The organism is Pseudomonas sp. 13B_2.1_Bac1 (genome assembly GCF_025466155.1).
GTDB classification, from domain to species: Bacteria; Pseudomonadota; Gammaproteobacteria; order Pseudomonadales; family Pseudomonadaceae; genus Aquipseudomonas; species Aquipseudomonas aylmerensis.
Genome location: NZ_JANLOH010000113.1, coordinates 39,234 through 60,384 on the forward strand (window position 1 = coordinate 39,234; position 21,151 = coordinate 60,384).

A 21,151-nucleotide genomic window follows, 5' to 3' on the forward strand; every position below is an offset into this window, starting at 1 on the left:
CCTATGCGAAGTCATCGCGCCCCTGAGCCCATGGGCGCAGAACGATAAGGAGCCGCCACCCCCATGACCACCCTCCCCACCTACCGCTATACCCCAGGGCCGCTGCATGCGACGTTGCTCGCCGGCAGTGTGCCGCTGTTTCTCGGGGCCTTGCTCAGTGACATTGCCTACGGGCAGACCTACCAGATTCAATGGGCCAACTTCGCTTCCTGGCTGATCGCCGGCGCGTTGGTGTTCAGCGGTTTTGCACTGCTGTTCGCACTGGTCAATCTGCTGCGCGCCCGGCCCAAGGCTGGGCGTCCGACCGTGTACTTCCTGCTGTTGCTCGCGGCCTGGATAGTGGGGCTGGTCAACGCCTTCCAGCATGCCAAGGACGCCTACGCCATGATGCCCACGGGCCTGGTGCTGTCGGCGATCGTCACGCTGCTGGCGGTGGCGGCGACGTGGACCGGCCTGACCAACCTGCGCTCGGGAGATGCCCAATGAAAACGTCCAGCACCCTGACCGTATTGAGTGCAGCGCTGCTGCTGAGCGCCTGCGGTGGCGAAGGTGACAAGACCCAGGCCCGCGGCCCCGATCCGAAGTTGCCGGAGCAGCAAAGCAGCCTGCTGCCGAGTATGAAGATCGCCGAACCGACGCCATGGGGCGAGCAGAAACCCCAGGTCCCCGAGGGCTACAGCGTCACCGCCATTGCCACAGACCTGGCCATCCCGCGCCAGACCCTGGTGCTGCCCAACGGCGACATCCTCATCGCCGAAGGCCGTGGCGGCAGCGCGGCCAAGCTCAAGCCCAAGGACGTGATCGCCAGCGTGATCAAGGCCCAGGGCAACACCAAGGTCAAGGGCGGCAATCGCTTGACCCTGCTGCGAGATGCCGACGGTGATGGCACCTACGAACTGAAGACCGTGTTCGCCGACAACCTCAACGCGCCCTACGGCCTGGCGTTTGCCGACGGCAAGCTCTACGTCGCCAACCAGGACGCGCTGGTGCGCTTCGATTACGTCGACGGCCAGACCAAAGCCAGCGGGCCGCCGATCAAGGTCACCGACCTGCCGGCGCAGATCAACCACCACTGGACCAAATCCCTGGCCGTGAGCGCCGATGGCCGCCAGCTCTACGTGGGCATCGGCTCGAACAGCAACATCACCGAACGCGGCATGGAAGTCGAAATCGACCGGGCCATGGTCTGGCAGATCGACGCGCAAACCGGCGCCCACAAGCCCTACGCCACCGGCTTGCGCAACCCGACGGCGTTGACCATCCAGCCCGATTCCGGGCAACTGTGGACGGTGGTCAACGAACGCGACGAGCTGGGTCCGGACCTCGTGCCCGACTACCTGACCTCGGTGCGTGAAGGGGCCTTCTACGGCTGGCCCTACAGCTACTGGGGCCAGAACGTCGACCCGCGCGCCCAACCACAGAACCCGGCCAAAGTCGCCGCCGCGATCAAGCCGGACTACAGCCTGGGCTCCCACGTGGCGGCACTCGGCGTGGACTTCTCCATCCCGGCCCTGGGCGAGAAATTCGCCGACGGTGTGTTTGTCGGCGAACACGGCAGTTGGAACCGCGACAACCCTGTGGGCTACAAAGTGATCTTCGTGCCGTTCAGCAATGGCAAGCCCTCTGGCGAGCCGATCGACTTCGCCACCGGCTTTCGCGGCGACGACGGCAAGACCCGCGGGCGCCCGGTGGGCGTGACGGTGGACCCCAAAGGTGCGTTGATCATCGCCGACGACCTGGCCAACACCGTTTGGCGGGTGACGCGTAACCGCTGAGTAAAATGTTTGACTTGGTTGCCTGAAGCAACAATATAATTGCTTCAGGCAACCATTCGAGCATCCGCCATGTCTACTCCCCAGCTTGTCGAACGCGCCGGCATCGTGCGCGGCTTCAACCGCTTCTATACCCACCAGATCGGCGTGCTGCAGGAACACCTGCTGCAGAGCGATTTCTCCCTGACCGAAATCCGTGTGATGTACGAGTTGTCATCGCGAGGCGACCTGACCAGCGCCGACCTGTGCCAGATGCTCAGCCTCGACGCGGGTTACTTGAGCCGGCTGACCAGCGGCCTGGAAAAAAACCGCCTGATCCAGAAAGTCCGCTCGCCCACCGACGCACGTGCGGTGCTGTTGCACCTCAGTGATCTGGGCCGCGCCGTACTGGCCCCGCTGGAGCAGCAGACGCAGAACGAAGTCATCGCCCTGCTCGATGCCCTGCCCGACGCCCAGCAACGCCAACTCACCGGCGCGATGCAACGCATCCAGGCCCTGCTGCAAGGCACTGCGCCGACCTACCTGCTGCGCGACCCGCAACCTGGCGACATGGGCCTGGTGGTGCAACAGCAATCGGCCTTGTACGCGCGTGAATATGGCTGGAACTGGGAGTTCGAAGCGCTGGTGGCGGAGATTGTCGCCAAGTACCTGCGCGAGTTTGACCCAACGTGCGAGCGCTGCTGGATTGCGGAAAAGGATGGCGAGGTGGTGGGTTCGGTGTTTGTGGTGCGCCATGACGCCACCACCGCCAAGTTGCGCATGCTGTATGTCGACGCCAGCGCCCGAGGCATGGGCATTGGCCAGCGGCTGGTGGATGAATGCCTGCGTTTTGCCCGGCAGGCTGGCTATACAAGCATGCTGCTGTGGACGGTGAACATCCTCACCGACGCGCGCAAGCTGTATCAGAAGGCGGGCTTCGAACTGACCGAGGAGGAACCCACCGTCAGTTTCGGCAAGCCCCTGGTCAGTGAGACGTGGGCACGCGCCCTGTAGAAAAATACCTCCCGCGCTGTACTCGGCGCGGGAGGCCAGGCGTTACAAATCAGTGATTTCCTTGTGGCGCGGCACCAGCGTTTTCATCACGCTCCACGCGACCAGGTAGGCCAGCGCACAGATCGCGAACATGATCATGTAGCCGGTATGGATATCGTTGATCGACTTGTAGTAATCAAATACCCAGCCGCCGATCTTGGTCATCACCACCCCGCCGATACCGCCGGCCATGCCGCCGATGCCGACCACCGAGGCCACGGTTTTCTGCGGGAACATGTCGGACACGGTGGTGAAGATATTGCACGACCACGCCTGATGCGCCGACGCCCCCACCCCGATCAGCAACACCGGCACCCAGAAGCTGATGTAGCCCAGCGGCTGCGCCAGCAATACCACCAGCGGGAACAGCGCGATCACCAGCATGGCTTTCATGCGACCGTCGTACGGTGCGTCGCCGCGCGCCATGAAGTAGCTGGGGAACCAGCCGCCGCCGATGCTGCCGACCATGGTCATGCTGTACAGCACCGCCAGGGGCATGACGATGTCGGCGCCTTTCATGCCGTATTGCGCGGACAGGTAGGTGGGCAGCCAGAACAGGAAGAACCACCACACGCCGTCAGTCATGAACTTGCCGAAGGCGAAGGCCCAGGTCTGGCGGTAGGTGAGCAATTTGAACCACGAGACTTTTTTCTCCGGCGTGCCGGCCGGCGCCGCCGTGAACGGCTGCACGGTCTGGTCGCTGCGGATATACGCCAGTTCTTCAGCGGACAGGCGTTTTTGCTGGTCGGGTTTTTCGTACAGCGCCGACCACACCGCCACCCACACGAAGCCCAACATGCCGATCACCATGAAGGCGGCTTCCCAGCCCCACAGGCCGGCAATCAATGGCACGCAGATGGGGGCCAGGATCGCGCCTACGTTGGCTCCGGAGTTGAAGATACCGGTGGCCAGCGAGCGTTCTTTCTTCGGGAAGTACTCGGCAGTGGCCTTGATCGCGATCGGGAAGTTACCCGCCTCGCCAATCGCCAGTACCGCGCGGGAGAGCATGAAGCCGGCAATCGACACCGGAATCACCGCCAGCCCGATCGCCCCGCTGACCGCCGCGATGCCGTCGCCCATCGGCACCGCGAACGCGTGCATGATTGCGCCGGTGGACCAGATGCCAATCGCCACGACATACGCGGCCTTGGTGCCGATCTTGTCGACGAAGCGCCCGGCGAACAGCATCGAAATCGCGTAGACGAACTGGAACACAGCAGCAATGTTGGCGTAGTCGGTGTTGCTCCAGCCAAATTGCGTCGACAACTGCGGCGCCAGCAGGCTGAGCACCTGGCGGTCGAGGTAGTTGACGGTGGTCGCGAAAAACAACATCGCGCAGATGGTCCAGCGATAGTTGCCTACCGCCTGGCCAACGCGGTGGGCGTTGATGGGCTCATTCAAGTTCATGGCATCACTTTTTATTTTTGTTAGTCAGGACATATGTAACGTCATATGTCGTCGTACAACTGTGACTTTTATAGCGGGCTGCCTGACGGCTGTCAATCTGAAAGATTGCGGTTTTAGTGGGGTATCACGCCGGTGTAAAAACTGTCAGGCGCGACAAGTTGTAGGATGACGCACGCACATGACCAAGCTCGGGGCTTGGCCCGGTACGTCATCGAGTTTACCGAACGGCTGCATGCCGACTTTCTCCAGCACGCGAATCGAAGCGGCATGGTCCGGCCGCACCAAACCGAACACGGCGGGTAGCCCCAGGGTGTCGAACGCCAGCCTCAGCGCATCACGCGCAACTTCAGTGGCGTAGCCCTGCCCCCAGGCCTCCACGGCAAAGCGATAACCCAGGTTGATGCGCGGCTGCGTGAGGTAGTTCAGCGGCGCAATACCGCCGAACCCGATGATGTGCGCCGGCGCTTCGCGCCGAGCAATCGCCCACCAGCCATAGCCATGCGCCGCCCATTGCTGCAGCCAGTGATCGAGCAGGCGCTGGGCCGCTGCCAGGTCTTGCATCGGGCCGGCGGGATTGAAGAGGTTGGTTTGCGGGTCACCGAAGATCGCGAACAATCGCGCCACATCCGTGGGCTGGGGCTGGCGGTAGGTAAGGCGTGGGGTGGTCATCGGCTAGCTCTCGTTTCTGTTTGTAGATAGTAGTGTGGCTGTTTGCGGCGCACCGGCCTGTGGTGAGCTGACTTATGCTGAGCAGGCTTATGTTGAGCAGGCTTTATGTGGTGAGCAGGCTTGTTGTGATGAGCGGGCTCTTTGTGGCGAGCGGGCTTGCCCCGCGATGGGCTGCGCAGCAGCCCCCATAAGTACCCCCCTTTAAACATCAGGTATACCGTGGCGCCTGGTTTTGGGGCTGCTGCGCAGCCCAACGCGGGGCAAGCCCGCTCGCCACAAAAAAATCCAGTTCACTACAAAAAAATCCAGCTCACTATAAAGAAAGCTAGTTCACTACAAAGAAAGCCAGCTCACTACAAAGAAAGCCAGCTCACTACGAAGAAAGCCAGCTCACTACAAAAGAAGCCAGCTCACTACGAAGAAAGCCAGCTCACCCCCAACCAATCCCCCCATAAAACCCAATCGGTTTAAAACCAGTTCCCCTGCCAAGCAAAAAAACACAAATAGTGGTGAATTATTTCGTGTCCCCTTGTATCTGAAGTGACAGAGCGGTGCCATCGCAACGATGGCACCTCCCCTGTTCTGCTTTAGAGTGGCCCGCATGAAATTACGTAAGAAAAGCGTCAAACCCATCGGATTGAAAGACATCACCATCGTCGACGACACCAAGATGCGCAAGGCGATTACCGCCGCCGCCCTGGGTAACGCCATGGAATGGTTCGACTTCGGTGTCTACGGGTTCGTCGCCTATGTGTTGGGTAAAGTGTTCTTCCCGGACGCCTCGCCCAGCGTCCAAATGATCGCCGCCCTCGCCACCTTTTCCGTGCCTTTCCTGATTCGTCCGCTGGGCGGCCTGTTCTTCGGCGCGCTGGGGGATAAATACGGGCGACAGAAAGTCCTCGCCGCGACCATCGTGATCATGTCGCTGAGTACCTTCGCCATCGGCTTGATTCCAGGCTATGCCTCCATCGGCATCTGGGCACCGATCCTGTTGCTGCTGTGCAAGATGGCCCAGGGATTCTCGGTGGGCGGCGAGTACACCGGCGCGTCGATTTTCGTTGCCGAATATGCGCCAGACCGCAAGCGCGGCTTCCTCGGCAGCTGGCTGGATTTTGGCTCGATTGCCGGCTTCGTGCTGGGTGCGGGTGTAGTGGTGCTGATTTCCAGCGTGCTCGGCGAAGCGGACTTCGAAGCCTGGGGCTGGCGCCTGCCGTTCTTCCTGGCCCTGCCCCTGGGCATCATCGGCCTGTACCTGCGCCATGCGCTGGAAGAGACCCCGGCGTTCCAACAACATGTCGACAAGCTTGAACAAGGCGACCGCGAAGGCCTGACCCACGGCCCCAAAGTGTCGTTCAAGGAAATCGCCACCAAGCACTGGCGCAGCCTGCTGACCTGCATCGGTATCGTCGCGGCCACCAACGTGACGTACTACATGCTGCTCACGTACATGCCCAGCTACCTCTCGCACAACCTGCACTACGCCGAAAACAGCGGCGTGCTGATCATTATCGCGATCATGGTCGGCATGCTGTTCGTGCAGCCGTTCATTGGCTTTGTCAGTGACAAGATCGGCCGCAAGCCTTTCATCATCGCCGGCAGCATCGGCCTGCTGTTCCTGGCCATCCCGGCGTTCATGCTGATCACCAGCGGCAAGACCGGGCTGATCTTCGCTGGCCTGCTGATCCTCGCGGTCGTGCTGAACTTCTTTATCGGCGTGATGGCTTCGACGCTGCCCGCGATGTTCCCCACCCACCTGCGCTACAGCGCGCTGGCCAGTGCGTTCAACGTGTCGGTACTGATCGCCGGCGTGACGCCAACCGCCGTGGCCTGGCTGGTGGAAAGCACCAATGACCTGTTCATGCCCGCCTACTACCTGATGGTGTTTGCCGTGATCGGCCTGATCACTGGCCTGACCATGAAGGAAACCGCCAACAAGCCTTTGCGCGGCGCAGCCCCGGCCGCCTCGGACATGGAAGAAGCCAAGGAACTCCTGCAGGAGCACCACGACAATATCGAGCAGAAAATCGAAGACATCGATGCCGAGATTGCCGCCCTGGAAGCCAAGCGCCAGAACCTGGTGCAGCAGCATCCACGGATTAATTAAGCCCTTACCCGGCGTGGCGGCCCCGGCCGCCGCGCCATTGGAGTGTCAAGCATGGTTTCAAGCGTCACCGCTGCACAATCGCTACTCAGCGCCGATGAACGCGCTGCCATCGCCGAAATAGAAGCCACCACCAGCATCCTGCAATTGGTCACCCGCCTGACCGGCATGCGCTTTGCCGGCATCGCCAAATTCACCGATCTGGAATGGATCGTCTGCTCCGTGCATGACACGGTCGACATGGGCATCCACGTCGACGACGTCCTCGACCTCGAAACCACCCTGTGCAGCGAGTTCTGCATCAACCCCCAGGCCCTGTTCATTCCGCAGGTCAGCGACAACGGCCGCTTTGCATCGCGCCCGGTGGTCAAGCAATACGCGATCGAGAGCTACGCCGGTGCGCCGATCTTCCTGCCCGACGGCCGCCTGTTTGGCGCGCTGTGCGCACTGGATTCGCGGTCGATGCTGTTTGATGACCCCAACCTGCCGGAAACCCTCAGCCTGTTTGCACGCCTGATCGGCTGCATTTTCTACGCTAATCTGACCCCCGCAGATCAGTGACCGCCGCCTTGCCACGCAACGCGGCCATGTCGCGTTTGGGTGGCACGCCAAACAGGCGGCTGTATTCGCGACTGAACTGCGACGGGCTTTCATAGCCAACCTTGAACGCAGCACTGGACACGTCCTGATGCTCGTTCAACATCAAGCGCCGCGCCTCGTTCAGGCGCAGCCATTTCTGATACTGCAATGGACTCATCGCCGTCAGCTGGCGAAAGTGATGGTGAAAGGTCGCGGCACTCATCTGCACGCGCGCGGCCAATTCATCCACGCGCAAAGGGCCGCTGTAATTGAGTTTCAGCCAGTCGATTGCCCGGGCAATGCGGTAACCCTGACCGTCCACCGAACAGATCTGCCGAAGCGCGCCGCGCTACCTGAAAAAATGACTCGGCGTCTTGCCAAACTGTTTCTTGAACATGCTGGTAAAGGCGCTAGGGCTGTCGTAACCCAGCTCCAGGGCCACGTCGATGATCTTCTCTCCCACCGCAATACGCTCCAGCGCCAGCAGCAGCCGTGCCTGCTGGCGCCACTGGCCGAAAGTCATGCCGGTTTCCTTGCGGAACAGGCGCTGGATGGTTTTCTGGTCCAGGGCCAGGCGCTCGCTCCAGTCGGCCACGGTGGAGGCATCGCCCGGATCCTCCTGCCACGCCTCGCAGATCTGATTGATGCGCGCGTCGGCGGGCTGCGGCAACGACAGCGGCAACGCCGGCAACAGCGCCAGTTCGTCGAGGATCAGGTGCATGATCCGCGCATCCCGCGAATCCTCGGCGTACGGCGGCTTGAGGCTGACCGAGGCCTTGATCAGTTCGCTCAGCAGCGGCGAAATGCTGACTGCCTTGGTCTCGGTCGGCAGGTTGGGAAAACTGTCGGGGCGCACAAACACGCTGCGCATTTTCAGCGCACCCACGCAACGCAGTGAATGCACCTGACCGCTGGGCATCCAGAAACCGCGATTGGGCGGCACCGTCCACTGGTTATGCGCCGAATGCACCACCATCACGCCTTCGGTGGCGTACAACAACTGGTGCTTTTCGTGGCGATGGTCGGGGATCACCCAGTTTTCCGGGTAGTCGGTGGCCGAGCTGATCACGGCCCAGTCGCCCGCATCGATCTCCTGCAGAAAAACATCGAGTGATTTAATCATTTCGCCCTTTTTGCGATGGTTGCTTCCCGAATTACGCGAGACAGGCATTTTCGGCGACTCTAGCATAACCATCGAAACAATTTGAAATGGACAGCCTGCTCAAGTACGGGCTGTCCCTGATCGCTGCCTTGTATGGAATGCCTGCATGTCGACCTTGACCGCATCACCTGCTGCCACCTCGAGTCCGCCTCAAGTAAGCCCGTTAGTCATGCGTATCCTCGGCGCCTGCGCCCTGGCGCATCTGATCAACGACCTGATCCAGGCCGTGCTGCCCTCGATCTACCCGATGCTCAAGGCCAATTACGGGCTGAGCTTCACCCAGGTCGGCCTGATCACCCTGACATTCCAGCTGACCGCCTCGCTGCTGCAACCGTGGATCGGCTACCACACCGACCGTCATCCCAAGCCGTGGCTGCTGCCGGCCGGCATGGTGTGCACGCTGATCGGCATCCTGATGCTGGCGTTTGTCGGCAGCTTCCCGGCGATTCTGCTGGCGGCAGGCCTGGTGGGCGTCGGCTCGTCGACCTTCCACCCGGAAACCTCGCGCGTCGCGCGCCTGGCTTCCGGTGGGCGCTACGGCCTGGCGCAATCGACCTTCCAGGTCGGCGGTAACACCGGCAGCGCCCTCGGCCCGTTGCTCGCGGCGGCGATCATCATTCCCTACGGCCAGGGCCATATCGCCTGGTTCGGCCTGTTTGCGGTGTTCGCGATCCTGGTGCTCTATGGCTTGAGCCGCTGGTACCGCAACCACCTCAACCTGTTCAAGCTCAAGCAAGGCAGCAAAGCCACCCACGGCCTGTCGAAACGCCGAGTGACGTTTGCCCTGGTGGTGCTGGCGGTGCTGGTGTTCTCCAAGTACTTCTACATGTCCAGCCTGACCAGCTACTTCACCTTCTACCTGATCGAGAAATTCAACCTGTCGGTTGCCAATTCGCAGCTGTACCTGTTCCTGTTCCTCGGTGCAGTAGCAGCGGGCACGTTTTTTGGCGGCCCGATTGGCGACAAGATCGGCCGCAAGAAGGTCATCTGGTTCTCGATCCTCGGCGCCGCGCCCTTCACCCTCGCCCTGCCCTATGTCGATCTGTTCTGGACCGCCGTGCTCAGCGTGGTGATCGGCTTTATCCTGGCCTCGGCCTTTTCGGCCATCGTGGTGTTCGCCCAGGAACTGGTGCCAGGCAACGTCGGCATGATCGCCGGGGTGTTCTTCGGCCTGATGTTCGGTTTCAGCGGGATCGGCGCGGCCTTGCTCGGCCTGCTCGCCGATAACCATGGCATCGAGTACGTCTACAAGCTGTGCTCGTTCCTGCCGCTGGTGGGCATCCTGACCATCCTGTTGCCGTCGACCAAAGGCGTCTAGACCGCCGGTCATCGGATGGCTGTGTGCCATCACCCTAAGTGTTCTGAAAAACCTGCGTGTGCGCTTACAATCCCGGTTTAAACGCACACCCAGGCAGACCCGGCACGAAATGACGCTCGACCCTCCCACGATTTTGGCACTCACCGTTGCCCTGGCAGCCGCTGCCGCCCTGTACCTGGCCGTTGAATGGCGCAGCGTACGCGAACCTTCGCTGCTGTTCTGGAGCGCCGGTTTCGCCACTATTACCCTCGGTTCAACCCTGGCCCTGCTGCGCAGCAGCGGTTTCCTGATGATCGGCATCTGGTTCGCCAATGGCCTGCTGGTGGCTGCGCACCTGTTGTTTTTACTCGGCGTGGCGCGGTTCACCCAGGTGCGCCTCTCGCGCCTGTGGTGGTTGCTGCTGGTGGTCTGGCTCGGGATGCTGATGCTGCCGGCTGACCTGCCCTGGTCCAAGGCCATGCTCGGCGTGCAATCGCTGCTGGTGGCGCTGCCGACGCTGCGCGCGAGCTTCCTGCTGCGTCCGCACGGTAAATCGCTGAGCATCGGCGCAGTGCAGCTGCGGTACGTGCTGCTGATCCATGGCGTGTTCTATCTGACCAAGGCGCTGTCGGTGCTGATTCCCGGCACGTTGATCGACCTTGCCGCGTTCAAGGGCGAAATCATCCAGGTGTCGTTGGTGGAAGGCGCCATGGCGATCATGCTGATCGCACTGTCGATGACCGGCTCGGAACGCTACCGGCGCGAACAACAGATCGCCCGCCTCGCCGCCCGCGACCCGCTGACCGCCCTGTACAACCGCCGCGCCCTCGACTTGCGCGCGCCACGCCTGCTGGCCCAGGTATCACCGGCGCAACCGGGGGCGCTGCTGCTGATCGACATCGATAACTTCAAAGGGGTCAACGACCTTTACGGGCACACGGCCGGCGACCGCCTGCTGATCGCCCTGAGCGAGATGATCCGCAGTGTGGTGCCCCGTGGCGCACTGGCCGCTCGCCTGGGCGGTGACGAATTTGTGATCCTGCTCAGCCCGGCGTCGAGCGAGCAGATCATCGAACTGGGCAGCAGCCTGCGCGACCAGTTTTATCAACTGGCCGCGCAGACCGTGCCTACCCCGCAGCCGGTGACCCTGAGCATCGGCGCCAACCTGTTCGACCAACCGCCGGCGAGCCTCACCGCATTGATCGAGCAAGGCGACACCACGTTGTATGAATCCAAGCGTGGCGGGCGCGATAGCATCCGGTTGGTGGACCGCCGGACGATGCAGGCGCCTTAGTGACGCCGCAATCGGCCCGGTGTGGCCGCGGCAGCGCCGGCAAGCCAGCGCCTACAAGTCGTAGTTAACGGCCACGCTGCGCCCGGTCTGCACCGAGGCCAAGGCGCAATCGGCCAGGTGCAGGGCGTACAGGCCGTCGCGCATGCTGGTGGGCAGTGCGTGGCCGTGGTTCAGCGCCTCGATGAACTGCGTCAGCTCATTGCGATAAGCATCGGCGTAGCGCTCCAGGAAGAAGTGCTGCAGCGGTTCCAGCGCCTCGGTGTGTTCGGCGCTCCAGTGGCGCACGGTGCTGGGACGATGGTTATCGGTAAGCAACACGCCGTTGGCGCCGGAAACTTCGACCCGCTGGTCGTACCCGTACACCGCCTGGCGGCAGCAGTTGATATGGCATTGCTTGCCCGAGGCGGTGCGCAGCAGGACCATCACGCTGTCGTAGTCGTCGATCGCTTCCAGACTCGGGTCCACCAGGCGACTGGCGATGGCGCTGACTTCCACCGGCTCTTCGCCGAGCAAGTGGCGGGCGGTGTCGAAGTCGTGGATGGTCATGTCGCGCAGGATGCCGCCGGAGTGTTCGAGGTAATCGCGAGGCGCGAGGCCGGGGTCGCGGCTGGTGATGATGACCTGGCGCACTGCGCCGATCTGCCCGGCGTCGAGGGCCTGGCGCAGGCGCAGCATGTCGGGGTCGAAGCGCCGGTTGAAGCCGAGCATCACCTTGCCGCCCTGGCGCTCCACCGCTTGGGCGGCGCTGCGGGCCTTGGCGATATCGAGGTCGATGGGCTTCTCGCAGAGCACCGCCTTGCCTTCGGCGACCGCCGCCAGCAGCAAATCGACATGGGTGTCGGTGGGCGTACCGATCACCACGGCGTCGATGTCCTTGCGCGTCAGCGCGGCGGCGCAATCGTAGGCCGCCTCGCAGCCCAGTTGCGCGCTGAGCGCATCGACGCCTTCGCGCCAGGGATCAGCCACCAGCACCAGCGTGGCATTGGGGTGGGCAGCGACGTTGGTGGCGTGGATCTTGGCGATGCGCCCGGCACCCAGAACGGCGATACGTAGCATGGTCGAACTCCTGATGTTGTTATTGAGGGAGATTCAGTCCGGCAGGTTGAACGGCGTGACGATCTGTACCTGTGACGGCGCAATCGGGCCGGCCTTCCATAACCGGTGGTAGTGCAGGATGTGCAGGAACACGTGGCGGGCATCGATCTGCAGGTTGTGATCGATGATCGCGGCGATTTTTTCGTCGAGCAGCAACTGGCGGTTTTCCTGGTCGAGGTCGTGGCCGATAAACACCTCTAGCGGGCGGTCAAGCGCGGCGAAGGCATCGACAATCGCGCGGTTGCCGCCGCCGACGCTGTACACCGCCTTGAGGTCGGGATGCTGTTGCAGCGCCTCGGTGACCCGCTCGAACGTGCGTGCATACACGCCGTAGCCACCGCTGATATCGAGCACGCGCAAGTGCGGGGCACGCCCGCGCAGCCAGGCACGAAAGCCCATCTCGCGCTCCTCTTCGCCGCGAAACAGCTCACTGCCGATCACCACCGCGACGTCCTGGGGCTGCGTCGGCAACCAGCGCGACATCAGGTAGGCGGCGGTCTGGCCGGCGGTGCGGTTGTCCATGCCGACGTAGCCGATGCGCTCGCTTTGCGGCAGGTCCGTGACCAGGGTCACCACCGGAATCCCCGCCGCGATCAGTTGCTTGACCGCCTGGTTCACCGCCGGCTCATCGGCCGCCTTGAGCACCACGCCCTGGCTGCCGGTGTCGAGGCACCGCAGCAGCTGGTCGTGCATAGCCTGCGGCTCGATTTCTTCGAACAGGTGAAAACGCGGGGCAATCCGAAACGGCGCCAGGCTCGCCAACTGCGCGGTGATTGCCGCCTGCACCGCCGCGCTGAAGCGTTGCGGGGTGTGCATGATCACGTCGACATGAAACGTGCGCCCCACCGCCAGGCCGTTTTTCTCCTGGGCCTCCAATTCCTCCAGCGCCTGCTCGATCCGCCGACGCGTCTGCGCGTGCACGCTGCCGCGCTGGTGCAGCACGCGGTCGACCGTGGCTTTGCTCACCCCGGCCTGGGTGGCGAGTTGCTTGATGGAGAAATGTTTTGCGCGTTCGAGCATGGGTTTCGCCTGAGGTGTTTTTGAGGTCTTTTTTGGGCGTTACTGAGGTTTTGCAATGCTAGTCTCAGTTTTGCCCGGCGTCGAGCCGGACGATCCACAACAACAAGAATCCAGGAGAAACTGCATGCCCTCTACCGATCTCGCCACCTCGTTTTCAGGCCAATACTTTGTCGTCACCGGCAGCACCCAGGGCCTCGGCGCGGCAGTCGCCCACACCCTGGCGCGCCGTGGCGCCGCCGGGCTGATCATCTGCGGGCGCCGCCGCGCCCAGGGCGAAGAACAGGTGCGACTGCTGGCACAGCTCGATTGCCCGGCGTTCTTTGTCGAGGCCGACCTTGAGAAAGTCGAGGATTGTCGCGCGATCATCGAGGCGGCACGCACCCACTTCGGCACCTTGCACGGGCTGGTGAACTGCGCGGGCATGTCGGATCGCGGCACCATTCTCGACACCTCGCCGCAACTGTTTGATCGGTTGATGGCGGTGAACGTGCGCGCCCCGTTCTTCCTGATGCAGGACGCATTGAAACTGATGATCAGCAACGGTGTGGAAGGCGCCTTGGTGAATATCCAAAGCGTGACCGGGCACGGCGGGCAGTCGTTCCTCAGTGCTTATGCGGCGTCCAAGGGCGCGCTGGCGATTCTGACCAAGAACGTCGCGTTCAGCGCGCTGCGCAACCGCATCCGCGTCAATGGCCTGAATATCGGCTGGATGGACACGCCCCATGAGGATGAAATCCAGCGCCACTACCACGGTGCCGAGGATGGCTGGCTGGCCAAGGCCGAAAGCGCACAGCCGTTCGGGCGCCTGCTCAAGCCCGAGGAGGTCGCGCAAAGCGTGGCGTTTTTGCTGTCACGCGAGTCGGGGATGATGACCGGCTCGATCATCGACCTGGAACAAGGCGTGGTCGGTTGCACCGACGGCGGCAGCCCGCAACCGCACCAGGCGCTGAGCCTGCCAGGAGGTGCGTGATGTCCGCATTCGTGACCGAAGAGGCCGTGCGCCTGGCTGACTTCAGCCGCGTCTGCGCGCAGAAGGCGCAGGCCGAGGACTATCCGCTGGCCGCTGAAGTGGTCAGCAACGTGCCGATCTACCAGGCGCAGACCTTGCGCAACAGCGACCGCCTTGCGGTCATGAACGAACTGCATCGCCTGTTTCGCGACGGGCCGGGGGTGATGGTGGTGCGCCGCGCCTATGAAGACCTGGAGGTGGTGGATCGGCACAGCCAGGTGTTCGACGCGATCTTCGCGCATGAGGCCGCTCAAGGTGTGGCCGCCGACCACTTTGCCAAGGCCGGCAGCAACGGGCGCATCTGGAACGCGTTGCAAAAGGCCGCGTTGCAGTCGCCGGAATCGTTTGTCGAGTACTACGCCAATCCCTTGCTGGGGCTGATCGCCGAGGCGTGGCTGGGCCCGAGTTACCAGGTCACGGCGCAGGTGAATGTGGTGCATCCCGGCGGCCAGGCGCAACAGCCGCACCGCGACTATCACCTGGGTTTCCAGACCGTCGAGGTGGTGGAGCGCTTCCCCCTGCCCTTGCACCTGCTGTCTCAGTACCTGACGTTGCAGGGCGCGGTGGCTCACTCGGACATGCCACTGGAAACCGGCCCGACCCAACTGCTGCCGTTTTCCCAGCAATACGCCCTGGGCTACCTGGCTTGGCGGCGCGCAGAGTTTATCGACTACTTCCAGCAACATGCCGTGCAACTGCCGCTGAACAAGGGCGACTTGCTGTTCTTCAATCCGGCGCTGTTCCATGCCGCCGGCACCAACCGCACCGCCGACTGCCAGCGCATGGCCAATCTGCTGCAAATCTCCTCGGCGTTCGGCAAGCCCATGGAAGCCCTCGACCGTGACCGCATGATGCTGGCGGTGTACCCGGCGTTGCTGGCCAATACCGGCCTGGACGCGCAGGCGGTTGCTGCGGTGGTGGCCTGCACCGCCGACGGCTATGCCTTCCCGACCAACCTCGACACCGACCCACCCTTGCACGGCCTGGCCCCGCAAACCGGACAGGAACTGATGCTGCAAGCCCTCGATGAACGCTGGACACCTGCAGACTTCGCGGCGGCCGTCGCGCAGCTGCGGGCCAAGCGACAGGCGTGATGCTTTAACAACAACAAAAACAACGGAGCAATATCATGAAGAAACACCTCCTTGCGGCACTCTTCACCCTCGCCATCAGCCCCTGGGCACTCGCCGATATTCGTATCGGCGTGAGCATCGCCCAAGTCGACGACGTATTTCTCGCGCAGATGCGTGACTACATGGCCGCCCACGCCAAGGAGCTGCCGGGCGTGACCCTGCAATTCGAAGACGCCCAGGGCGATGTGGTCCGCCAGCTCAACCAGGTGCAGAACTTCAGCGCCCAGGGCATGGACGCGATTATCGTCAACGCCGTCGACACCGCTGCCACGCAGAAAATGACCCTGAATGCGCAGCAGGCCAAGATCCCACTGGTGTACGTCAACCGCCGTCCCGAGTTCAAGGAGGTGCCACCGGGGGTGGGCTATGTCGGCTCGGATGAGATCAAGGCGGGCGAGATCCAGATGCGCTACCTGGCCGAGAAAATGGGCGGCAAGGGCAACCTCGCGATCATGCTCGGGCTGCTGTCCAACAACGCCACGCACAACCGCACGCAGGGCGTGAAAAACGTGCTCAAGGACTACCCCGGCATCAAGATTGTCGAGGAGCAAAGCGCGGAGTGGCAGCGCAGCAAGGCGATTGACCTGATGAACAACTGGATCGTGTCCGGACGCAAGATCGACGCAGTGGCGGCGAATGCCGATGAGATGGCGATTGGCGCGGCCATGGCGATCAGCCAGGCGGGCATGCAACCGGGCAAGGACATCCTGGTCGCCGGCAGCGATGGCGGCGCGGCCGGGCTGGATGCCGTGAAGAAAGGCCAGTTGCTGGTGACGGCGTATCAGGACAACAAAGGGCAGGCCGTGGGCGCAATTGACCTGGCAGTGAAGATGGTCAAGCAAGAGCCCTACGTGGCTGAGCTGACCATCCCTTACCAGCAGATCACCAAGGACAACTACCAGGCCTTCCTCAACCCTTGACCCTCGTCTATATCCGTGGCGAGCGGGCTTGCCCCGCGTTGGGCCGCGCAGCAGCCCCAAAACCTGACACCTCGGACTGTCTGAAGAAACGGGGTGGCGATGACTGGGGCGGCTGCGCAGCCCAACGCGGGGAGTTGCGTCAGACCGGGGGCTGTGCGCGTCGCGAACACTGGTTGACGACGATATACAGCAGCGGCCCCACCGACACGAACACCGCCGTCAGCAAAAAATACGGCAGCACCGACGCCAGCGACCGCCCTCGCCCGCGAGCATCGCGGTACATCCACACGCAGGCGAGTACTGCCATCAGGTACAGGTCAATCACCACCTGCGCGGTGTCCGGGCGCGAGATCAATTCCAATCCAAACGCCATGAGCGACTGCTCGGCCATCAGCATCGTAGCCAGGGTATACAGCGAAAACCCGAGCAAGGCGGCCAGGGCGATAGAGGGTCTGAGCATGGTTTCTTCCTTGTAGTGATCGAGCCGTCACCCTAGTGATAAGGTGGGCGCCCTCGCAATGACCTCGGAGGTCATGAACACGTCATGGACACGCCTGTTACCGCCGGCGCCTACCTGCGCCAACTGCGTCGGCACGCCAAGCTGAGCCAGCTCGACCTGGCGCTGATCACCGGTGTTTCCCAGCGCCACCTCAGCTGCCTCGAAACCGGCCGCGCCAAGCCGAGCCCCGGCACCCTGCATAATCTGCTGACCGCGCTGGAAGTGCCGCTGGACGAATGCAACCGCGTATTCCTCGCCGCCGGCTTCGCGCCGCGCTACACCGCCACGCCACTCGCGGCGCCCGGCATGGCGGCGATTCGCGAGGCGGTCAGCCATGTGCTGCACGCCAACAACCCGGCCCCGGCGATCCTGCTGGGCAGCGAATGGCAAGTGCTGGCCGCCAACGCCAGCACCGCGGTGCTGTTCGAGCTGGTGGGCATCCCGCCGCAGGCCAGCGACGGCTTGAACCTGCTGGCCACCTTGCTGGAACCGTGCGGCCTCGGCGATCACCTGATCAATGCCGACGAAATCCGCACCCTGGCCTGGCAGCGCGCCAGCCGGGAGGCGCTGGGCAATCCGACACTGGCGGCGTTGCTGGCCTCTCTGCCGGCGCCGGCCAGCACCGAGCGGTCCGAGGCGCTGCCGCCGTTGGTGCTCACCCGCGTGCGCTCGACCCGTGGCGAACTGAACTTCCTGTCGACCTTCACCACCTTCGGCATGCCCCAGGACATCACCCTCGCCTCGCTGCGCATCGAACATCTGATTCCTGCTGACGACGCCACCTGGCAGGTGATGCGCGGCGCCCATGCGGATTATGCGGCGCTGGTTTTGTGAAATATCTGTACGTAGACTGCCGCCATACCCCCACTTGAAGGCGGCGAAAAAAATCTGATGCAAGTTACCGAAGTCTCCATTGCCCAATTGCGCGCGGCGCTTGAAACCGGCCAGACCACGGCCGTTGAACTGGTCCAGGCGTACCTGGCGCGGATCGATGCCTATGACGGTGCGCAGACCGCTACCGCACTCAATGCCGTGGTAGTGCGCAACCCTCAAGCCCTGAAGGAAGCCGAAGCGTCCGATGCGCGCCGGGCCAAGGGCGAAACCTTGGGGCCATTGGACGGTATTCCCTACACCGCCAAGGACAGTTACCTGGTCAAGGGGCTGACGGCTGCGTCGGGCAGCCCGGCCTTTGCCAAGCTGGTCGCCCAGCGTGACGCCTTCACCATCGAGCGCCTGCGCGCCGGTGGCGCCATCTGTCTGGGCAAGACCAATATGCCGCCGATGGCCAATGGCGGCATGCAACGCGGTGTGTATGGCCGCGCAGAAAGCCCGTACAACGCCGACTACCTGACCGCGCCATTCGCCTCCGGCTCGTCCAACGGTGCCGGCACCGCGACCGCCGCGAGCTTCGCGGCCTTCGGCCTGGCGGAAGAGACCTGGTCGAGCGGGCGTGGCCCGGCGTCCAACAATGGCCTGTGCGCCTACACGCCGTCGCGGGGGGTGATTTCGGTGCGCGGCAACTGGCCGCTGACGCCCACCATGGACGTGGTCGTGCCCTACGCCCGCACCATGGCCGACCTGCTGGAAGTGCTTGACGTGGTGGTGGCCGACGATCCGGACACGCGCGGCGACCTGTGGCGCCTGCAGCCCTGGGTGCCGATTCCGAGCGCCACTTCGGTGCGCCCGGCGTCTTACGCGCAACTGGCGGTGACGGCCGAATCCCTCGTGGGTAAACGCTTCGGCGTGCCGCGCATGTACATCAACGCCGACCCGGACGCCGGCACCAGCGAAAAACCCGGCATCGGCGGGCCGACCGGGCAAAAGATCAACACCCGCGCCAGCGTGATCGACCTGTGGCAGGCCGCGCGCCAGGCCCTCGAAGCTGCTGGCGCGGAAGTCATCGAGGTGGATTTCCCGCTGGTGTCCAACTGCGAAGGCGACCGTCCCGGCGCGCCGACCGTGTTTACCCGCGGGCTGGTGTCCAAGGAATTCCTGCACGATGAACTGTGGGAGCTTTCCGCGTGGGCCTTCGATGATTTCCTGCGCGCCAACAACGACCCGGCGCTGAACCGCCTGGCGGATGTCGACGGCCCGCAGATCTTCCCGCACGACCCCGGCACCCTGCCCAACCGTGAAGATGACCTGGCCGCCGGCATGGACGAATACGTGCGCATGGCCGAGCGTGGCATCACCCCCTGGAACGAGATCAGCACCGTCCCCGATGGCCTGCGCGGTCTTGAGCAGACCCGCCGGATAGACCTGGAAGACTGGATGGACACGCTGGGGCTCGACGCGGTGCTGTTCCCCACCGTGGCCGATGTCGGCCCGGCGGATGCCGACGTCAACGAAGCCAGCGCCGACATCGCCTGGAGCAACGGCGTGTGGGTGGCCAACGGCAACCTTGCGATTCGCCACCTCGGCGTGCCCACCGTCACCGTGCCGATGGGTGTGATGGCGGATATCGGCATGCCGGTCGGGCTGACGTTCGCCGGGCGCGCGTACGATGACTCGGCGTTGCTACGCTTTGCAGCGGCCTATGAAGCGACGGGCAGCAAACGCCAGATTCCACCGCGCACCCCGCCATTGCCCTGCGCGTAAGCCGGTGGGAACGGAAAACGCTGGCTCGCCTGCGATGCCGGTCCTGTAGGAGCTGGCAAGTCAGCTCCTACAGGCGGTGTTACATCATCGGCACGGCAATCAGCAGGATCGCCGTGCCGTGGGTCAATGTCGCGGCAAGCACGCCGTAACGCATGCGCACGAGCGCACAGGCCAGCCCCTCGATCAGGGTAAACAGCAACACCGGCCAGCCCAACTGGGTGACGCTCAAGGCCAAAAAGGCATGGCAGGCGGCAAACGCCACGCCGCTGAGCAAGGCCGCGCGCAGCGGCGTGACCTGTTGTTCCAGGTAGCCCTGCAAGAACCCGCGAAACAACACTTCCTCAAGCGCATTGGCGCCATATGCCAGCACCAGCATGCCCGGCAGCCACGCCCAATAGCCGGGGATCGCCTGCACCTCAATCCCTTGATAGAGCCGCAACGGCACCCCGATCAGGCCGCCGACACCCAGCCCGACCACAAGCCCGAATGCACGCGGCCCCTTGACCCACACCACCCACCGCCATAGCTCGGGGGCGACATAGGCCAGCCCCCCGACCAGCACCAGCGACAGCCCACCCAAGGCGGCCAGCACCAACGCATTGTCGGTGAAGGCGATGCTTACCGCATCGCTCAATGCCCACAGGCCCAAGGGCGTCATGGCATCGCGCATCAGCACAAACGCCGCCAGCAGGATCAGGATGCGCATCGCCGCAAGCGACCTGGGCGTCAGCGCGAACCACAGGCCAAACAGCAACAGCCCCGGCGCCAGGTAGGCACCGTAATTGACCAGAACCGCGATGCCCTGGGTGATCATCGGTTCAGTCGTGGGCAACGGCGATCATGTCGATCTCCACCGCTGCCGACTTCGGCAACTGCATCACACCGACCGAAGTGCGCGTATGCACCCCGGCGTTGCCCAGAATCTCGTGCAGCAAGTCGGAGGCGCCATTGGCGACTTCACTCTGCTGATCAAAGTCCTCGGCGCTGCGCACATACACGGTAATGCGAGGGATGGCCTTGACCCGGTCCAGCGAACCCAAGGCTTGCTTGAGCAACCCCAGGCAACGCAAGGCGCTGATGCCGGCGGCGATTTGCGCCTGGGCCAGGGTGATGCTGTCGCCAACCTTGCCCGGCAGCACGATGGTGTCGCCTACACGTGGAATCTGGCCACTGATGTACAAGTGGTTGCCGTCACGGACCAGCGGCGTGTAGTTGCCGCCCACCTTGAATTCGTCCAACTGATAGCCGAGGCGTTGCTGGGCTGCCTGGTATTTCTCATCGGGGGTCATGCGCGTGCTTCCTCGTGGCGACGTCGCCATTCGTCCACGACATCGCCCAGGGTCTTGGGCGCGTCGTTGCGAATCCAGGCCATGAAAGGCCGGTCGAACTTGAACCCCGAACCACAGTGCTCAAGCATGAAACGGCGAACGTTCTGGGTGTTTTTATAGTGGCGGGTGACGGGTGTGGCGCGCGTGATGGGATCGCTGTGCCAATCAAAATCCATGTTGTCGTCTCCGGGCAATCAGGGTGTCCGGGCGTAGCATAGCGATGTGCTACCTGCACA

General features: G+C 63.2%; 21 protein-coding genes and 1 pseudogene. 12 read left to right on the forward strand and 10 right to left on the reverse strand.

Annotation, left to right across the window (positions count from 1 at the left end; genetic code table 11):
* The first annotated feature begins 63 nt into the window (after positions 1-63).
* From NTD80_RS29015 to NTD80_RS29025, 3 genes are all read left to right on the forward strand, one after another.
* Positions 64-486 (forward strand): DUF2231 domain-containing protein, encoded by a 423-nt coding sequence (locus tag NTD80_RS29015; RefSeq protein ID WP_262135721.1) that lies wholly within the window; start codon positions 64-66, stop codon positions 484-486.
* Positions 483-1,775: a PQQ-dependent sugar dehydrogenase gene (locus tag NTD80_RS29020; RefSeq protein ID WP_262135722.1), complete on the forward strand. Its 1,293-nt coding sequence runs from the start codon at positions 483-485 to the stop codon at positions 1,773-1,775. Before NTD80_RS29015 ends, NTD80_RS29020 begins: the two co-directional genes overlap by 4 nt.
* 69 nt (positions 1,776-1,844) lie before the next feature.
* On the forward strand, positions 1,845-2,765 hold the full coding sequence (locus NTD80_RS29025) for a bifunctional helix-turn-helix transcriptional regulator/GNAT family N-acetyltransferase (protein WP_262135723.1): 921 nt from the start codon (positions 1,845-1,847) through the stop codon (positions 2,763-2,765).
* 42 nt (positions 2,766-2,807) lie between these two features.
* Here the strand turns inward: NTD80_RS29025 and NTD80_RS29030 are convergent, their stop codons facing one another.
* Positions 2,808-4,211, reverse strand: coding sequence for an MFS transporter (locus NTD80_RS29030; protein WP_262135724.1), 1,404 nt, complete (start codon positions 4,209-4,211; stop codon positions 2,808-2,810).
* Between the two features lie 144 nt (positions 4,212-4,355).
* Complete coding sequence (locus NTD80_RS29035; RefSeq protein WP_262135725.1) at positions 4,356-4,880, reverse strand: GNAT family N-acetyltransferase; 525 nt, start codon at positions 4,878-4,880, stop codon at positions 4,356-4,358.
* A 601-nt stretch (positions 4,881-5,481) separates the two neighbouring features.
* On the opposite strand from NTD80_RS29035, the gene proP reads away from it, so the two are divergent.
* Entirely contained in the window at positions 5,482-6,984 is a 1,503-nt protein-coding gene (proP, locus tag NTD80_RS29040) for a glycine betaine/L-proline transporter ProP (RefSeq protein ID WP_065908025.1), read from the forward strand.
* Between the two features lie 51 nt (positions 6,985-7,035).
* Positions 7,036-7,542 carry a GAF domain-containing protein gene (locus tag NTD80_RS29045; protein ID WP_262135726.1) on the forward strand — a complete coding sequence of 169 codons (507 nt, stop codon included), beginning with the start codon at positions 7,036-7,038 and terminating at the stop codon, positions 7,540-7,542.
* On the opposite strand, the pseudogene NTD80_RS29050 reads toward NTD80_RS29045, so the two are convergent.
* Together NTD80_RS29050 and NTD80_RS29055 are read right to left on the reverse strand one after the other, a co-directional pair.
* Positions 7,517-7,906: pseudogene (locus tag NTD80_RS29050) on the reverse strand (helix-turn-helix domain-containing protein); the annotation flags it as partial. The gene NTD80_RS29045 and the pseudogene NTD80_RS29050 overlap by 26 nt on opposite strands.
* A gap of 3 nt (positions 7,907-7,909) precedes the next feature.
* Complete coding sequence (locus NTD80_RS29055) at positions 7,910-8,731, reverse strand: AraC family transcriptional regulator (protein ID WP_065908017.1); 822 nt, start codon at positions 8,729-8,731, stop codon at positions 7,910-7,912.
* A 97-nt stretch (positions 8,732-8,828) separates the two neighbouring features.
* Here NTD80_RS29055 and NTD80_RS29060 point away from each other — a divergent pair, with 97 nt between their 5' ends.
* Together NTD80_RS29060 and NTD80_RS29065 are read left to right on the forward strand one after the other, a co-directional pair.
* Positions 8,829-10,040 carry an MFS transporter gene (locus NTD80_RS29060; RefSeq protein WP_065908015.1) on the forward strand — a complete coding sequence of 404 codons (1,212 nt, stop codon included), beginning with the start codon at positions 8,829-8,831 and terminating at the stop codon, positions 10,038-10,040.
* A 109-nt stretch (positions 10,041-10,149) separates the two neighbouring features.
* A complete protein-coding gene (locus tag NTD80_RS29065) occupies positions 10,150-11,313 on the forward strand; it encodes a GGDEF domain-containing protein (RefSeq protein WP_262135727.1) in 1,164 nt (387 codons plus the stop codon).
* 51 nt (positions 11,314-11,364) lie between these two features.
* Here NTD80_RS29065 and iolG read toward each other — a convergent pair whose 3' ends face one another.
* Both iolG and NTD80_RS29075 read right to left on the reverse strand, forming a co-directional pair.
* Positions 11,365-12,369, reverse strand: a complete 1,005-nt coding sequence (gene iolG / locus NTD80_RS29070) for an inositol 2-dehydrogenase (RefSeq protein ID WP_262135728.1) — start codon at positions 12,367-12,369, stop codon at positions 11,365-11,367.
* Positions 12,370-12,402: 33 nt separating this feature from the next.
* Positions 12,403-13,428 carry a LacI family DNA-binding transcriptional regulator gene (locus NTD80_RS29075; RefSeq protein ID WP_065908008.1) on the reverse strand — a complete coding sequence of 342 codons (1,026 nt, stop codon included), beginning with the start codon at positions 13,426-13,428 and terminating at the stop codon, positions 12,403-12,405.
* 124 nt (positions 13,429-13,552) lie between these two features.
* On the opposite strand from NTD80_RS29075, the gene NTD80_RS29080 reads away from it, so the two are divergent.
* From NTD80_RS29080 to NTD80_RS29090, 3 genes are read left to right on the forward strand one after another with little or no spacing between them, the layout of a single operon-like run.
* The gene (locus NTD80_RS29080) at positions 13,553-14,398 is read left to right on the forward strand and encodes an SDR family oxidoreductase (protein ID WP_262135729.1); all 846 of its coding nucleotides are present in this window, start codon (positions 13,553-13,555) and stop codon (positions 14,396-14,398) included.
* Positions 14,398-15,531 carry a phytanoyl-CoA dioxygenase family protein gene (locus NTD80_RS29085; RefSeq protein ID WP_262135730.1) on the forward strand — a complete coding sequence of 378 codons (1,134 nt, stop codon included), beginning with the start codon at positions 14,398-14,400 and terminating at the stop codon, positions 15,529-15,531. The genes NTD80_RS29080 and NTD80_RS29085 overlap by 1 nt, the downstream gene beginning before the upstream one ends.
* A 35-nt stretch (positions 15,532-15,566) precedes the next feature.
* Positions 15,567-16,490, forward strand: coding sequence for a sugar ABC transporter substrate-binding protein (locus NTD80_RS29090; RefSeq protein WP_262135731.1), 924 nt, complete (start codon positions 15,567-15,569; stop codon positions 16,488-16,490).
* A gap of 139 nt (positions 16,491-16,629) precedes the next feature.
* Here the strand turns inward: NTD80_RS29090 and NTD80_RS29095 are convergent, their stop codons facing one another.
* Positions 16,630-16,950, reverse strand: coding sequence for a DUF2834 domain-containing protein (locus NTD80_RS29095; protein ID WP_065908001.1), 321 nt, complete (start codon positions 16,948-16,950; stop codon positions 16,630-16,632).
* Between the two features lie 84 nt (positions 16,951-17,034).
* Here NTD80_RS29095 and NTD80_RS29100 point away from each other — a divergent pair, with 84 nt between their 5' ends.
* Both NTD80_RS29100 and NTD80_RS29105 read left to right on the forward strand, forming a co-directional pair.
* Complete coding sequence (locus tag NTD80_RS29100; RefSeq protein ID WP_262135732.1) at positions 17,035-17,823, forward strand: helix-turn-helix domain-containing protein; 789 nt, start codon at positions 17,035-17,037, stop codon at positions 17,821-17,823.
* A gap of 54 nt (positions 17,824-17,877) precedes the next feature.
* Positions 17,878-19,587, forward strand: coding sequence for an amidase (locus NTD80_RS29105; protein ID WP_262135787.1), 1,710 nt, complete (start codon positions 17,878-17,880; stop codon positions 19,585-19,587).
* Positions 19,588-19,666: 79 nt separating this feature from the next.
* Here NTD80_RS29105 and NTD80_RS29110 read toward each other — a convergent pair whose 3' ends face one another.
* The 3 genes from NTD80_RS29110 to NTD80_RS29120 are packed head-to-tail and all read right to left on the reverse strand — an operon-like array spanning position 19,667 to position 21,091.
* A complete protein-coding gene (locus NTD80_RS29110; RefSeq protein ID WP_262135788.1) occupies positions 19,667-20,401 on the reverse strand; it encodes a CPBP family intramembrane glutamic endopeptidase in 735 nt (244 codons plus the stop codon).
* Positions 20,402-20,405: 4 nt separating this feature from the next.
* Entirely contained in the window at positions 20,406-20,876 is a 471-nt protein-coding gene (locus NTD80_RS29115; RefSeq protein WP_262135733.1) for a RidA family protein, read from the reverse strand.
* A complete protein-coding gene (locus tag NTD80_RS29120; protein WP_262135734.1) occupies positions 20,873-21,091 on the reverse strand; it encodes a DUF6434 domain-containing protein in 219 nt (72 codons plus the stop codon). The genes NTD80_RS29115 and NTD80_RS29120 overlap by 4 nt, the downstream gene beginning before the upstream one ends.
* Between the last annotated feature and the right edge of the window lie 60 nt (positions 21,092-21,151).